Source organism: Vibrio sp. B1REV9 (assembly GCF_905175395.2).
Lineage (GTDB): Bacteria > Pseudomonadota > Gammaproteobacteria > Enterobacterales > Vibrionaceae > Vibrio > Vibrio alfacsensis.
Map to the genome: position 1 here is coordinate 293133 of NZ_HG992746.1, position 12966 is coordinate 306098.

Sequence of the window (12966 nt, forward strand, 5' to 3'; positions counted from 1 at the left end):
ATATGACACTTAACTCTTTGCAAAGAGAAGATTGTTGAATATAAAACGCCATATAAATAGAACGGTGAGAATATAAATAACGCCAACTGAAAATGCCTCAATATAGAGTCCATTAAACATTGCTATTGGCATGAGCGAAATGATGAAGATGTCGGTAATGGATCCAGGTACGTAGGCGATCGCATAGTCATCAAGTACTTTACTTTTCATTTTTGGGTCCACGATTCTTAACAGTGCGATGCCCATAGCGACAGTGCCAGTTAACCATCCCCAAGAAAATAGCCCTTTTTCGAACCATCCGTCACCTAAGATGCGAGGAGCAACCCAAAGCACAAGCCAAAGAGTGAATATGACGCCGCCAATTGAAAGAATAACCATAGGCAGTAAGTAATTCGCGAGTACCGTAATTTTAATCGCTGAAATGCCAAAGATGATTAAGTAATCCGTACTGATACCTGATGCATGATTAAAAGCACCATCACATAAGTACTTATTGGCTTTTGTTTGTTTCGCCACGATACGGACTAACATACCACCAAGAAAGCCGGTCACAAACGTTGGGATCTGGACTTGATCATAAAACGATGACAAATAATTGGCTGATACGTAGGAAAATGTAGTCACGGCGATCACCAATGCGGCATGAATGGCAAAGGAGTCAACGGATAAAGAAGACATGGTATCTTTCATGACTCTTTGTTGGTTTTCCGGTGATATCAATCCTTTCCTTTGATGCTGATCCATACTTGCAAAGGTTGTAAATGTATCAACCCAACCCATTCTTAGGGCAAATTGAAGAATAAGCATACCGACCGAGATCGACAAAAAGATACCAATAGTAGCGAACGTTAGGCCAAGAGTGAAACCATCCTCCCAGCCTAAATTTGTTAAAATATCTCCAACAACCGTTGCTGAACCATGTCCTCCCATAAAACCCGCGGATAAAGTCACACCGATAGCAGGATTGATTTCAGGCCAAAATAGAGTGGTCAGTATTAACCCGAGTAAAGCGGAAAACAGCCATTGTGAAACGGAAGCGATTTGATTAAACGCCCAGAGTGACCCTGCTCTTTTAGCAACCGTTTGTGGAGAGGGTAAATCAGTTGCAAGTCCAAGAGAGGAAAACAGTACTGCGGTAAGCAAACCTGCGTTTGATGTAAATGTATTTGTCCAAGGTAATATATTTAGCACAGCAGGCCCCGCGACTAACCCTAATATTCCAGCAAGTACTGCTGAGGGTAGATAAATTCGCTGTAGAATAGACAAGTGAACTCGTAGCAGTTTAGCAACAATGAGTAGGCAGCCTGCAATGGCTAGATCAGTCAGCATTAATCCTTGCGGCATTAATCCTCCAAAAGATGTTTTATAGATAATGATTGATAAATAGAAATAGTGATTAATTCTGGTTTATCAAAGGCGAAAGCAGCTAACCCATATGAGGCGTCATATAGGTTAACTTTATAGGATGGTGTAAATTAATGGTATTTGTTAGACGCTAATTTAAATGCTAGTTATTGTTTAAATTAGTGATGGATGAATCGTTATATTCTTTGGATTGCGATCTAAATTGCGACGGCGTTAAGTTATATTTTCTTTTAAAAGCATCGCAAAAATAGGCCGCGCTACCAAATCCGCAGCGATGGCTAATTTGGGCTACGCTATACGATGTGAACGTTAGCATATTTAAGGCAAGACCCATTCTTACATCGATCAATAACTGGCTAAATGAAACATTTTCTCTATGTAAGTGGCGTCGTAATGTTGAGGGTGACGTAAATAACATTTTTGCGACATCATCTATTTGCCATTTCTTTTGTGGATCTTTTGTTATCATTCTTGCAATCATTTCGCGTTTCGTTTCTTCATAGTTGAAATGAAATACATTAAGGACATCAACGCCTGATTCACAAAGAGATAGCAGGATAAAAAATAAAGTTTGTTCTAAGAACATGATTTGAAGCGATTTCTCACTTAGTGCGGAATAAACCTCTTCGATTAATTTAAAGTTATGCTCCACTTCCACCGGAGTAGGGATATGATGAACAACGGTGTTTTTTAAATAACTGCGTTTGTGCGGGAGTTTAAGCAAAGAGCTTTCAAGCATTTCATCGGTAATGACGAGCAGTTCTATTTTTAGTGGAGTAAATGAAGATTTTTGAGTTATGGAGCAAGACACACAACTATATTGAGGAACAATAAGAATAGAGGGACCATCGATTATTATTTTTCTATCATTAACAAAAACCACACCTTTGGCAAAAGAAATGCTGACAATGTAATGATGTTCAACATAAAACTCTTCAAGTTTGACAGGTTTTAAAGATTCGATGTATTTGTATTCCACGATTACTTGTCTCTTATTTTTACTTACTGTCACTAAATGGTAGCAAGCTAGGCTATTAGAAAAGCGTCCGTGCTCGAATTTTTAATAATTATACGCTTACTTTTAGTTAGATCTCTTAGAAATTGTCAAGAAAGATCATTATCTAAGCATATTGATTGTATATCTTAATGTTATGCGTGCAAGTTTATATGCGTATCTTCAGGTTTGGGCTCTAGTAAGCCTACTCTTTATGATTTGGTTAACGAAAAATTTGAATCATCTTGCGTTGGCATGTCGACAACATGGTCACAAATTACGTTCAACAACGCGATTTGATGGCTGATAATGAGTAACCCAAGTTGCCTTTTGTTGCTTTCGGATTGAATCGTTCGCCATATGGTTTGCTGAGCAATTGTGTCGAGTTGATCGGTCGCTTCGTCACAAATAAGGAATTTGGTCGTCGGAGTTAACGCTCGCACTAAGTTAAACCGTTGCAACTGTCCGCCAGATAATGCTTGTGGCACTCGAAACTGCCAGTGAAATTCAAGCTCAAATTGCTCCATAAGGTGGGTATAGTTGTGGCCTCGATAGGCCTCTTTAAGTGAGCGTTCAATAGTCCAGCGAGGATTGAAAGCAAACTCGCATTGTTGCCCAACCCATTGCACTGGATTTGCTTGACCGCTTTGAAATCGGGGCAAATGCAATTTGTGCTTTTGATAGGGGAGTTGACCGGTGAGAATTTTCCCAATCGTAGACTTACCGCTGCCACTCACTCCTCGTAAACCAATACATTCTCCATGTCTGACCGTGATATCAGGAACACATACGGAATGCTTATGGTAGCGATAGGTACCTTGTTCAATTTTTATCATATGTTATCGGTTCGAATGTGGATGTTAATATCCTAATTAGACGCCGCTCCTATGTGAAAATTCCTGACGATGCCAATGACGGGGCTGTGACTGCCATAGGGCCTGCGTATAGGAATGACAATGTCCTTTAATGATTCTTGATGGGGTGGTTTGTTCGACAATAGCGCCATTATTCATGACGAATACGCGATCAACAAATTGGCACACTAATGGAAGGTCATGGCTAATAATTAGAAAACTAGAGGCTAGTTTGCTCCATGACTTATATAACGTCATTAATTGCACAGCGTTTGCTTCATCTAGGCCACAAGTCGGTTCATCAGCAACGACCAAATAAGAACGTTGAACAAGAGCCATACAGGTAAGGACTCGTTTGACAATGCCTCCGGACAGTTGATAGGGATAAGCAGATAGAATGTGTGACGATAATCCTAGCAAGCGGAGTAATTGATGTAGTTGAATTGATCCTTGTGTAAACAGTTTTAGTTGAGAACCGATGGTTAAATTTGGATTTAGAGAAGAAGCGTGTTGAGAGATCAACGCTGCTTTTTTGTTATGTTGATTATCGAGCCCTTGTGGCTGCTCCCACTTTATATTACCGCTAGCGCAAAGCGTTTTAGGTAAGTTGTTCAAAATCATATTGGCTAAAACGGTTTTTCCGCCTCCACTTCCCCCGACGATGGCGACCATTTCATGTTGTTTTATATCTAACGTGACTGAATCCAGAATCTGGGTGTTTGTTTTTGTATCGTAAATCGAGATGTTGTTGATACTAAGCATGGTGTGAATCTTTGTAAGAGAGAGCAGGTTAACAAAAAGAAAGTTGTTTTTTCATCGCTAGAAATGAGCATATCGCCGACACTTAGCGGCACGCCATTGAAGATAACGACCGGATTGAAAGAGATATTAATAGCGTTGTTACGACTAATGTTATGCCAGGGAACAAGGCTAGCCACCATTCACCTGTCAGCAAGTAGGTGTTAGCCTCGCTCAGGATTTTCCCCATTGAGGGATAACTGGAGTTAAGCCCAAAGCCTAAGAATGACATCCCCGCTATGTGTAATATCACGTGAGGAAACAGTAAAAGAACCCCAAGCATCCATTGAGGTAAAACGTGTGGTAGAGCATGGCGCAAAATGGCATACCACTTGTTGTGTCCAAAACCAAGTGCATACTGGATGTAATCTTGGTTCATTAGCGTGTGTATCTCTTGTTTACATAATCGAGCCAGTTTGGGCCAGTGACTTAGGGAAACTGCGAAAATAATGCCCTGTGTTCCACCGCCAAGCACCACAGTCAATATGATGAGGAGCAGTAAACTTGGAAGAGAGAGTAAAGCGTCTACCAAGAAATCTACGGTCGAATTTAGCGTCTTATTTACGTTCGCAATTACCGCAAATAACAAGGCGATCACGGAGCACAAAACAACGGCCGCACCAGAAATGCTCAAGCTATAAAGTAACGCTTTAAGTGTACGTCCGAACATATCTCGACCGAGCCAATCAGTACCGAACCAGTACGACCAAGAGGGGCCTTGTAAACGATGCATTAAATTGACCTCTTGCCCATTGTTTGGCCATACAATCGCAAGAGTGATCAGTAGCAATAGAATAAAAATGGGCCATAAGTAATGGTGTTTCATATCTGACTTTTTAGGTTATGAGCGGAATGCACTTGGTTGAGCATATTGCTGGATAACGTTAGCGAGCATATTACTCAAGGCAATCAATACAACGGAAGCAATACTAAGTACGATTAATAACGCTCCGTCTTGATATAAACCAGAATTAACAAAAGCGCTGCCTAATCCTGGGTAGTTAAAAACGGATTCAATCAGTGCTGAGCAACCTAGCATTTCGGCCATTGCAGCAAAGTGAAGTATAACGACGGGCAAAATACTGCTTTTAAAAATGTACATCTTGATCAGGGTATACAATGGCAAGTGATGAATTTGAGCATACCGCACATATTCGTTGGACATGAGTTCAATCACTTTTTCCCTAGTATGTAATATCAAAGGTCCTATACCACTCAGCACCAACGTCGCTACGGGTAAAACAAGATGAATAAAGTGATCGTATCCTGTAGAAATACTCCCGTTTAATGACGCTCCACCGCCAACAGGAAACCACCCGAGTTTGAGTGAGAAAAGTACGATGAGCATGATGCCTACCCAAAAGGTGGGTAAGTAAGAGAGCAACCAAGCAAATTGCTGGAGTCCTTTATTCCACCATGCGTCTGCGCTTATTCCTGAGAATAGACCTAATGCATATCCCAAAACAAAAGTTATCAACCAACTTGTACCCAGTAGCCAAGCTGAGTACGAGACTTTCTCTCTTAGAACATCAGAAATGGGTTGCTGATAATAACTGGAGTAACCTAAATTGCCGTTTAAAAATTGAGAGACGATCTCCTTTAACTGCTCCCAAGGCGTCATTGTTGTGCCTAGATGTTGTGCGATATTCGCTTTTTGAACGGCTGAGACGGAGAATAGGTTTCCCCCAAGAAATTCGTTTACAGGATCGATGGGAGAGTAATCAATCAACAATATGACGGTGCAGCAGGTAACCGCAACAAGTAGTAGCATTCGACCAACGGTTTTTAGCCCGAAGTGATTCATCGGCATATCCATCGCCATTCGTCGATGTTACTGACAATCGGCCAACCATGAGCATGCGGTTCAGTGATAGGATCGCCCAGATCCAGGCAATTATTCGCAGCGTAAAGATGGTCGAGGTTAACCAACCATGTCCATGGCTCATCCAAGGAGGCACGTTGTTGAGCATTCTTCCAAAATGTGAGAGAGCTTTCCCAAGATGCCGCTGATTTTGCTTTATTAATAAGAGTGTCGACTTCCTTTTCTTTATAGAAACCAGAGTTGTAGAAGTCGATACCTGCGAAACTCGAATGGTATAAAAATGCCACTTCACTAGCCGAGTGGCTACCAAACCCCATTAATACTGGGTTTGAATGCATGCGTTTTGCAATGGATGCCCAATCAGTGCCAATGGGTTGAATATCGATTCCGATCGCTTTGACCATCTGACTGATCGTGAGTGATAGCTCTTCACGTACACTATCGCCTGATTTATAGTACAGATTAATTTGTGCGCGAATGCCATCCTGTTCTCTTACTCCATCACCGTCGGAGTCTACCCAACCTGCATTGACAAGTAACTGTTTGGCAGCTGCAATGTCATAGTTCGGCAACGTGTTGGGCGTTGGCCCCCATGGTAAACCGTCAGATACTGACGTAGCCGGATGGGCATATCCTCGAGTAATTGGTTGATGATTAACTTTCGATCGATGGCCATGCTGACTGCTTTTCTAATGGCATAATCGGCCGTAACGTTGTTGCCAATGTCGTTGCCTTGTTGTTCTATTAATGGCCATACAATTCCCCGATTATCAACACTTTGAACCGCCCAGATTTTTGTATGTTGAGGCAGAGCATGAACGTATTTCTGAGGTAGGGTCGTTAATTGGAGTTGATCTGTTTTGAACAATGCAAAATTAGAATGTTCTTCACCAAAGACGATGACTAAAGACTCAAACTCTGGCTTTTGACCGTAATAAAAGGGGTTTCGCTTGAGCGTTAGTGATTCGCCTTTCTTCCATTTGATAAACGCATAGGGCCCTGAACCAATAGGGTGTTGAGCGTATTGATCGCTGTATAGATGTTTTGGAACAATACCTAAGGACACAAAGTGATCCATAAAGGTGATATCAGGTTGATTTAGACGAAATGAGACCATGGTCGGTGAGATAACCGATACCGCTTTCAAATTGGATAAGTCATGCGTACTTAATGTTTGTTTTGCATGGAGAAAAGTGAAAGCAACATCATTAGCGGTTAGTGGGCTACCATCAGAAAACATGACATCATCTCTCAAAGTTACACGCCATGATAACTTATCATCAGACAGAACCCATTTTACGGCAAGATCGCCTTTAAGACCGAACTTCTTAGTACGTTTTAGTAAGGTTGACTGAATCAGTGGGTGACCGTATTTCCCCCAACCTTTCGTGGAGTCAAACCCCTTTATAGGTTCACTACCTAATGCAACATAAAGAGTGTCTGGAAGTGGAGCAGAAATAGCATTGCTACTAATGGTAGAGTAGCGAGGAACATTAATAAGAGTTGCTTCATTTACCTTTTGTCCGTGCTTGAATCGGGTTGATAAAATATTAGTCAACTAGATTTGCCGCAATAGGGTGAGATATAGATATTCATTCAAAGTCTTTTGAACATATCGTGATGATGAATAATCTATATATTTTGATTGAATATTGAAGCTTAAACGCTGATTCATTGTTGTATAGTTTTTTCGAGGGCGGTTAGACGGCATCTAAATCAGTCTAATCCTGTATCTATTCTTGATGATAAAAATTGCAACCTTTCATTATCAAAAAATTACAAGTTAGCATGCTTCTAAACTTGGCCAATGAGTTTAGTCTAACCCCCTCTCTTTTCATGTGAAGTATTCAATTAGTCACTCTGAATAATACCTTTTATTTCCCGAAACATCACAACATCGACAAGTATTGTTATGGTTTCTGATGTTTCGGACTTTTTCGATATTCAATTATTTAATATTCAGGGGTTTTCATGTCTGTATTTTCCAGTCCGATCTCGGGGTGGGCAGCAGAAATATATCTGCATTATCAAATGAGACGAGGTGTTACTCGACTTACTGATAGAAAACAAAAAGGGCCGTTGATGGTGCAACGACCATTCTATCCAGAGAAAGGCATATCGCACACGTATCTATTGCATCCTCCTGGCGGTGTGGTTGGTGGAGACACGCTGAATGTTCATATTTGTGTAGATGAACAAGCTCACTCACTTATTACGACTCCCGGAGCTACTAAGTTTTATCGAAGTGCAGGCCATAGTGCACGTCAGGTTCAAATATTAGATGTAAAACAAAATGCTATTTTAGAGTGGCTGCCACTTGAAAATATATTTTTCCCTAAGGCCAATGCAGTTTTAGATACACAAATAAAACTTCATTCAACCTCTCGTTTTATTGGTTGGGAAATGCAGTGTTTTGGTCGTCCAATGCTTGATGAATTATTTACTTCTGGAAATGTCATTGGGCGCACTCATATTTATGTGGATGAGCGCTTGGTATTAGCCGAATCCCTCAATATCCAAGACGGAATAGGGAATAGAGCCGCAGCAATGCGTGACTTCCCAATGATGGGAAGTCTATATATCTATCGCGGTGATGAGGATTTGAAAGCGCATTTTCAGACCGCATTGAGTTCGGTTATCGCTTCAGAGAATGATCAGATGGAATTTGGCATTACAGATGTTGATGGTTTGTTGATTGTTCGCATTCTTGGTTATCAAACAGAGTCGATCATGTCCATTTTTGTTCATCTATGGCAGATGTGCCGTGAGCATTGGTATGGGTATGTTCCTGAAACACCAAGAATTTGGGCCACTTAATTAGAGATAAGAGTTGATATGGAATTAACGCCAAGAGAAAAAGATAAGCTACTCCTGTTTACTGCGGGCTTAGTCGCTGAAAAACGCCGAGCAAGAGGAGTGAAATTAAACTACCCAGAAGCAATTGCACTTATTTGCTGTGAAATCATGGAAGGAGCTAGGGATGGTCGCACGGTTGCTGACTTGATGAATTATGGCCGTACCATTTTAACGGCAGAAGATGTCATGGAAGGAGTTCCTGAGATGATTCAAAACGTTCAGGTTGAATGCACGTTTCCTGATGGGACCAAACTTGTTTCGATCCATGAACCAATAGTGTAGAGAGCCACAGCAATGATTCCAGGAGAAATAAAAGTTAACCATGACTTGGGTGACATTATCTTAAATGAAGGACGTCAAACAAAAACATTAAGAGTGTCCAACCTAGGCGATCGTCCAATTCAAGTTGGTTCTCACTATCACTTTTACGAAGTGAATACATTCTTAGATTTTGATCGCGAAGAAGCATTAGGGTATCGATTAAATATACCAGCAGGTATGGCTGTTCGTTTCGAGCCAGGACAAAGAAGAACAATTGAGTTGGTTGAGTTTAGCGGCAAACGTGAAATTTTTGGTTTTCAAGGCGCCGTGATGGGAAAACTACAGGATAAACAATGAGTAAAATTTCACGTCAGGCCTATGCAGATATGTTTGGGCCGACCACAGGCGACAGTGTTCGCCTTGCTGATACCGAACTTTTTCTAGAAGTTGAAAAAGATTTCACGACCTATGGCGAAGAGGTGAAGTTCGGCGGTGGTAAAGTCATTCGTGATGGCATGGGCCAAAGTCAAGTTGTCAGTGAATATTGCGTCGATGTACTAATAACCAATGCGTTAATCCTAGATCACTGGGGCATTGTAAAAGCAGATATTGGCATCAAGAACGGCCGAATTGTGGGTATTGGTAAAGCAGGTAACCCTGATGTCCAACCTAACATCGATATTGTTGTTGGTCCGGGGACGGAAGTGATTGCTGGTGAGGGAAAAATAATTACTGCTGGTGGTATCGACACACATATTCATTTTATATGCCCTCAACAGGCTGAAGAAGGGCTATCTGCGGGATTGACGACATTTATCGGTGGTGGCACTGGTCCGGTTGCAGGATCTAATGCAACGACGGTCACACCTGGCATCTGGAATATGCATCGCATGTTAGAAGCGGTCGATGAGCTACCCGTTAATGTTGGCTTGTTTGGTAAAGGCTGCGTAAGCAAGCCAGAGGCGATTCGTGAACAAATTGAAGCCGGTGCAATGGGGCTTAAGTTGCACGAGGATTGGGGGGCGACACCTGCAGCGATAGAGACATGTCTGTCTGTGGCAGATGAAATGGATGTTCAAGTCGCAATTCATTCCGATACGCTAAATGAAAGTGGATTTTACGAAGAAACCATGCGCGCGATTGGCGAGCGTGTGATTCATGTATTCCATACCGAAGGTGCGGGTGGGGGACATGCGCCCGATGTGATCAAATCCGTCGGTGAGGCGAATATCATTCCTGCATCCACCAATCCTACGATGCCTTACACCATCAATACGGTGGATGAGCATTTGGACATGTTGATGGTTTGTCATCATTTAGATCCATCTATTCCCGAAGATGTTGCTTTTGCTGAGTCGCGTATTCGTCAAGAAACCATTGCAGCAGAAGATATTTTGCATGATCTCGGTGCGATTTCAGTTATGTCATCTGATTCACAAGCAATGGGACGTGTTGGTGAGGTCATCACTCGTACATGGCAATGTGCCAATAAGATGAAGCTTCAGCGTGGGACGATGGAAGGCGATGCGACCAACCGTGACAACAACCGATTGAAACGTTACGTCGCGAAATACACGATTAACCCAGCCATCGCACATGGAATTGCCCATGAAGTCGGCTCCATTGAAGTCGGGAAACTGGCTGATATCGTCGTTTGGGATCCTGCATTTTTTGGCGTAAAACCTGCGTTGGTACTAAAGAGTGGCTTGGTCGCGTATGCCCCTATGGGAGATGTGAATGCGGCGATACCAACACCTCAGCCAGTACATTATCGTCCAATGTACGCGTGCTTTGGCAAGGCGAAATATAACTCGTCGATGATTTTTATGTCTCAAGCAAGTATTGAGGCGGGCGTACCACAAAAATTGTCTTTAAAGAGCCAAATAGGGCGAGTTAAAGGTTGTCGCCAAATTTCAAAGCAAGACATGGTACACAACAATTATGCACCAAAGATTGAGTTAGATTCTCAAACTTATCAGGTCAAAGCAGATGGCGTTCCACTCGTGTGTGAGCCAGCTACAGAGTTACCAATGGCGCAACGTTACTTCCTGTTTTAATGCCCCTTTGAAAGCCTAACCAAGGGGAGAGGAAAAGAAAAATGATTCAATTTACTCAATGTATTAGTTCCAATTCGAATAGCCAATTAGACACTAAGCAAAGTAAGTCTGAACTGACTTTGTGTCTCACTATGGATGAGCGTACTAAAAGCCGACTTAAAGTTACACTAAGCAATGGTCAGGTCGCGGGGCTATTTCTACCGAGAGGGACGGTATTAAAAGAGGGAGATTTGCTTAAAGCGGATACGGGAGAATTTGCACGTGTTGAAGCGGCGGAGGAAATGGTTTCTACGGTTTTTTCCGAAGACCTTTTACTGCTTGCAAAGGCTTGTTACCACCTAGGAAACCGACATGTACCTTTACAAGTCGAGCAAGGGTGGTGTCGTTACTTACATGATCATGTATTAGATGACATGGTGAAAGGGTTGGGGCTAGGCGTGCGCGTTGAACGTGCTAAGTATCAACCAGAGCCAGGTGCTTATGGCGGTTCTACCGCGGGTTCTTCTCATGGTCATCATCATTGACATTAGATGGAGTGAACGATGTTAGCTGATTTGCGCTTATATCAACTCATTAGTCCGTCTTTACCTGTGGGTTCGTTTACCTATTCCCAAGGCCTTGAGTGGGCGATAGAAAAAGGCTGGGTTCATGATGTGCAAAGTCTTTCCGATTGGTTAACCACACAACTAATGGATAGTTTGGCGACATTAGAATTGCCGGTGTTGCGAAAGCTAAGGTGGTTGATCGCAGAGGGCAATAACAGCGAGGCCCTTGGTTGGTGTGATTTTGTTATTGCCAGTCGCGAAACAAAAGAGCTAAGGCAAGAAGAAAAACAGCGAGGTGCAGCGTTTGCAAAGTTATTACCTCAGCTGGGTATTGAGTTAGATGAGCACACGATGAATATGGTAAAGCAGACCCAAATAGCGGCTTTTGCTATCGCCGCTATCAAGTGGGATATACCTCCAGTACAGCTGTGCACTGCTTACTCATGGAGTTGGTTAGAAAATGCAGTTATGGCGGGGGTAAAACTGGTGCCTCTTGGGCAAACTGATGGACAAAAATTACTTCTTGAAATCGCTAACTTGATCCCAGATGCCGTGACAAAAGCTACCAATTGGCCCTGTGAAGAAATTGGTAGTTTTACTCCGGCTCAGGTTATCGCAAGCTGCCGTCATGAAACTCAATATACTCGTCTTTTCCGTTCTTAAGGAAATCAGATTATGCAAAATTATAAACAGCCACTACGTATTGGTGTTGGTGGTCCTGTTGGCTCAGGTAAAACGGCCCTATTAGAAGTTCTCTGTAAAACGATTCGTGACCAGTATCATATTGCAGTGGTCACAAATGATATTTATACCCAAGAGGATGCAAAGATTTTAACTCGCGCTAAAGCATTGGATGCGGATCGGATCATCGGTGTAGAAACGGGAGGATGCCCTCATACTGCAATTCGAGAAGATGCTTCGATGAACCTTGCTGCAGTAGAAGAACTGGCTATTCGTCATAAAAACTTGGACGTGGTCTTTGTCGAAAGCGGCGGTGATAATTTAAGCGCAACCTTTAGTCCAGAGCTTGCGGATCTCACTATCTATGTTATCGATGTGGCCGAGGGGGAAAAGATTCCTCGTAAGGGTGGCCCAGGCATTACGCGTTCTGATTTACTCGTTATCAATAAAATTGATCTAGCACCTTATGTTGGCGCATCTTTAGAAGTTATGGAAGCGGACACTGCACGTATGAGACCAGAGAAGCCTTACGTATTTACCAACTTAAAAGAGGGGGTAGGGCTACAAACTATCATCGATTTTATCGTAGATAAAGGCATGTTAACGCACGCTTAACCAACAGTATAATTAAACTGCCTCATGTGGGCAGTTTTTTATTAAGTGCATATTTGAATAGCCAAAAGTAAAAAAATGGCAGCGATTAGCTGCCGAAGACGTTTTGGAAGAAACTTAA

At 42.3% G+C, this 12966-nt stretch carries 13 protein-coding genes and 1 pseudogene; 7 read left to right on the forward strand and 7 right to left on the reverse strand.

Features of this window, described 5'->3' with window-relative positions:
• Window positions 1-9 precede the first annotated feature (9 nt).
• From KHN78_RS15505 to KHN78_RS22160, 7 genes and pseudogenes are all read right to left on the reverse strand, one after another.
• Window positions 10-1344, reverse strand: coding sequence for a sodium/glutamate symporter (locus tag KHN78_RS15505; protein WP_211916956.1), 1335 nt, complete (start codon window positions 1342-1344; stop codon window positions 10-12).
• A gap of 163 nt (window positions 1345-1507) precedes the next feature.
• On the reverse strand, window positions 1508-2344 hold the full coding sequence (locus tag KHN78_RS15510; RefSeq protein WP_211916958.1) for a helix-turn-helix domain-containing protein: 837 nt from the start codon (window positions 2342-2344) through the stop codon (window positions 1508-1510).
• A gap of 227 nt (window positions 2345-2571) precedes the next feature.
• A complete protein-coding gene (locus KHN78_RS15515; RefSeq protein WP_211916960.1) occupies window positions 2572-3195 on the reverse strand; it encodes an ATP-binding cassette domain-containing protein in 624 nt (207 codons plus the stop codon).
• 36 nt (window positions 3196-3231) lie between these two features.
• A complete protein-coding gene (locus KHN78_RS15520) occupies window positions 3232-3975 on the reverse strand; it encodes an ATP-binding cassette domain-containing protein (protein ID WP_211916962.1) in 744 nt (247 codons plus the stop codon).
• Window positions 3976-4057: 82 nt separating this feature from the next.
• Window positions 4058-4837, reverse strand: coding sequence for an ABC transporter permease (locus tag KHN78_RS15525; RefSeq protein WP_211916964.1), 780 nt, complete (start codon window positions 4835-4837; stop codon window positions 4058-4060).
• A 15-nt stretch (window positions 4838-4852) separates the two neighbouring features.
• Window positions 4853-5815 (reverse strand): ABC transporter permease, encoded by a 963-nt coding sequence (locus tag KHN78_RS15530; RefSeq protein WP_223917811.1) that lies wholly within the window; start codon window positions 5813-5815, stop codon window positions 4853-4855.
• Window positions 5812-7391 (reverse strand): annotated as a pseudogene (locus tag KHN78_RS22160) (ABC transporter substrate-binding protein). Before KHN78_RS22160 ends, KHN78_RS15530 begins: the two are co-directional and overlap by 4 nt.
• Before the next feature lie 413 nt (window positions 7392-7804).
• Here KHN78_RS22160 and KHN78_RS15540 point away from each other — a divergent pair.
• From KHN78_RS15540 to ureG, 7 genes are read left to right on the forward strand one after another with little or no spacing between them, the layout of a single operon-like run.
• Complete coding sequence (locus tag KHN78_RS15540; protein ID WP_211916968.1) at window positions 7805-8650, forward strand: urease accessory protein UreD; 846 nt, start codon at window positions 7805-7807, stop codon at window positions 8648-8650.
• An 18-nt stretch (window positions 8651-8668) separates the two neighbouring features.
• On the forward strand, window positions 8669-8971 hold the full coding sequence (gene ureA, locus KHN78_RS15545; RefSeq protein WP_128813051.1) for an urease subunit gamma: 303 nt from the start codon (window positions 8669-8671) through the stop codon (window positions 8969-8971).
• 12 nt (window positions 8972-8983) lie between these two features.
• Window positions 8984-9307 carry an urease subunit beta gene (locus KHN78_RS15550; RefSeq protein ID WP_211916970.1) on the forward strand — a complete coding sequence of 108 codons (324 nt, stop codon included), beginning with the start codon at window positions 8984-8986 and terminating at the stop codon, window positions 9305-9307.
• Window positions 9304-11007: an urease subunit alpha gene (ureC, locus tag KHN78_RS15555; protein WP_211916972.1), complete on the forward strand. Its 1704-nt coding sequence runs from the start codon at window positions 9304-9306 to the stop codon at window positions 11005-11007. The genes KHN78_RS15550 and ureC overlap by 4 nt, the downstream gene beginning before the upstream one ends.
• Window positions 11008-11048: 41 nt before the next feature.
• Entirely contained in the window at window positions 11049-11531 is a 483-nt protein-coding gene (gene ureE / locus KHN78_RS15560; protein WP_211916974.1) for an urease accessory protein UreE, read from the forward strand.
• Window positions 11532-11549: 18 nt separating this feature from the next.
• Entirely contained in the window at window positions 11550-12215 is a 666-nt protein-coding gene (locus KHN78_RS15565; protein ID WP_211916976.1) for an urease accessory protein UreF, read from the forward strand.
• A 12-nt stretch (window positions 12216-12227) separates the two neighbouring features.
• Window positions 12228-12848 (forward strand): urease accessory protein UreG, encoded by a 621-nt coding sequence (gene ureG, locus KHN78_RS15570; RefSeq protein WP_211916978.1) that lies wholly within the window; start codon window positions 12228-12230, stop codon window positions 12846-12848.
• The last annotated feature ends 118 nt before the right edge of the window (window positions 12849-12966 follow it).

Bases quoted from the DNA above. Each gene is read 5' to 3' on its own strand.
- KHN78_RS15515 (WP_211916960.1), bottom strand. From the start codon at position 3,195: ATGATAAAAATTGAACAAGGTACCTATCGCTACCATAAGCATTCCGTA.
- KHN78_RS15540 (WP_211916968.1), top strand. From the start codon at position 7,805: ATGTCTGTATTTTCCAGTCCGATCTCGGGGTGGGCAGCAGAAATATAT.
- KHN78_RS15550 (WP_211916970.1), top strand. From the start codon at position 8,984: ATGATTCCAGGAGAAATAAAAGTTAACCATGACTTGGGTGACATTATC.
- ureA (WP_128813051.1), top strand. From the start codon at position 8,669: ATGGAATTAACGCCAAGAGAAAAAGATAAGCTACTCCTGTTTACTGCG.
- ureG (WP_211916978.1), top strand. From the start codon at position 12,228: ATGCAAAATTATAAACAGCCACTACGTATTGGTGTTGGTGGTCCTGTT.
- KHN78_RS15565 (WP_211916976.1), top strand. From the start codon at position 11,550: ATGTTAGCTGATTTGCGCTTATATCAACTCATTAGTCCGTCTTTACCT.
- ureC (WP_211916972.1), top strand. From the start codon at position 9,304: ATGAGTAAAATTTCACGTCAGGCCTATGCAGATATGTTTGGGCCGACC.
- KHN78_RS15505 (WP_211916956.1), bottom strand. From the start codon at position 1,344: ATGCCGCAAGGATTAATGCTGACTGATCTAGCCATTGCAGGCTGCCTA.
- KHN78_RS15520 (WP_211916962.1), bottom strand. From the start codon at position 3,975: ATGCTTAGTATCAACAACATCTCGATTTACGATACAAAAACAAACACC.
- KHN78_RS15530 (WP_223917811.1), bottom strand. From the start codon at position 5,815: ATGAATCACTTCGGGCTAAAAACCGTTGGTCGAATGCTACTACTTGTT.
- ureE (WP_211916974.1), top strand. From the start codon at position 11,049: ATGATTCAATTTACTCAATGTATTAGTTCCAATTCGAATAGCCAATTA.
- KHN78_RS15525 (WP_211916964.1), bottom strand. From the start codon at position 4,837: ATGAAACACCATTACTTATGGCCCATTTTTATTCTATTGCTACTGATC.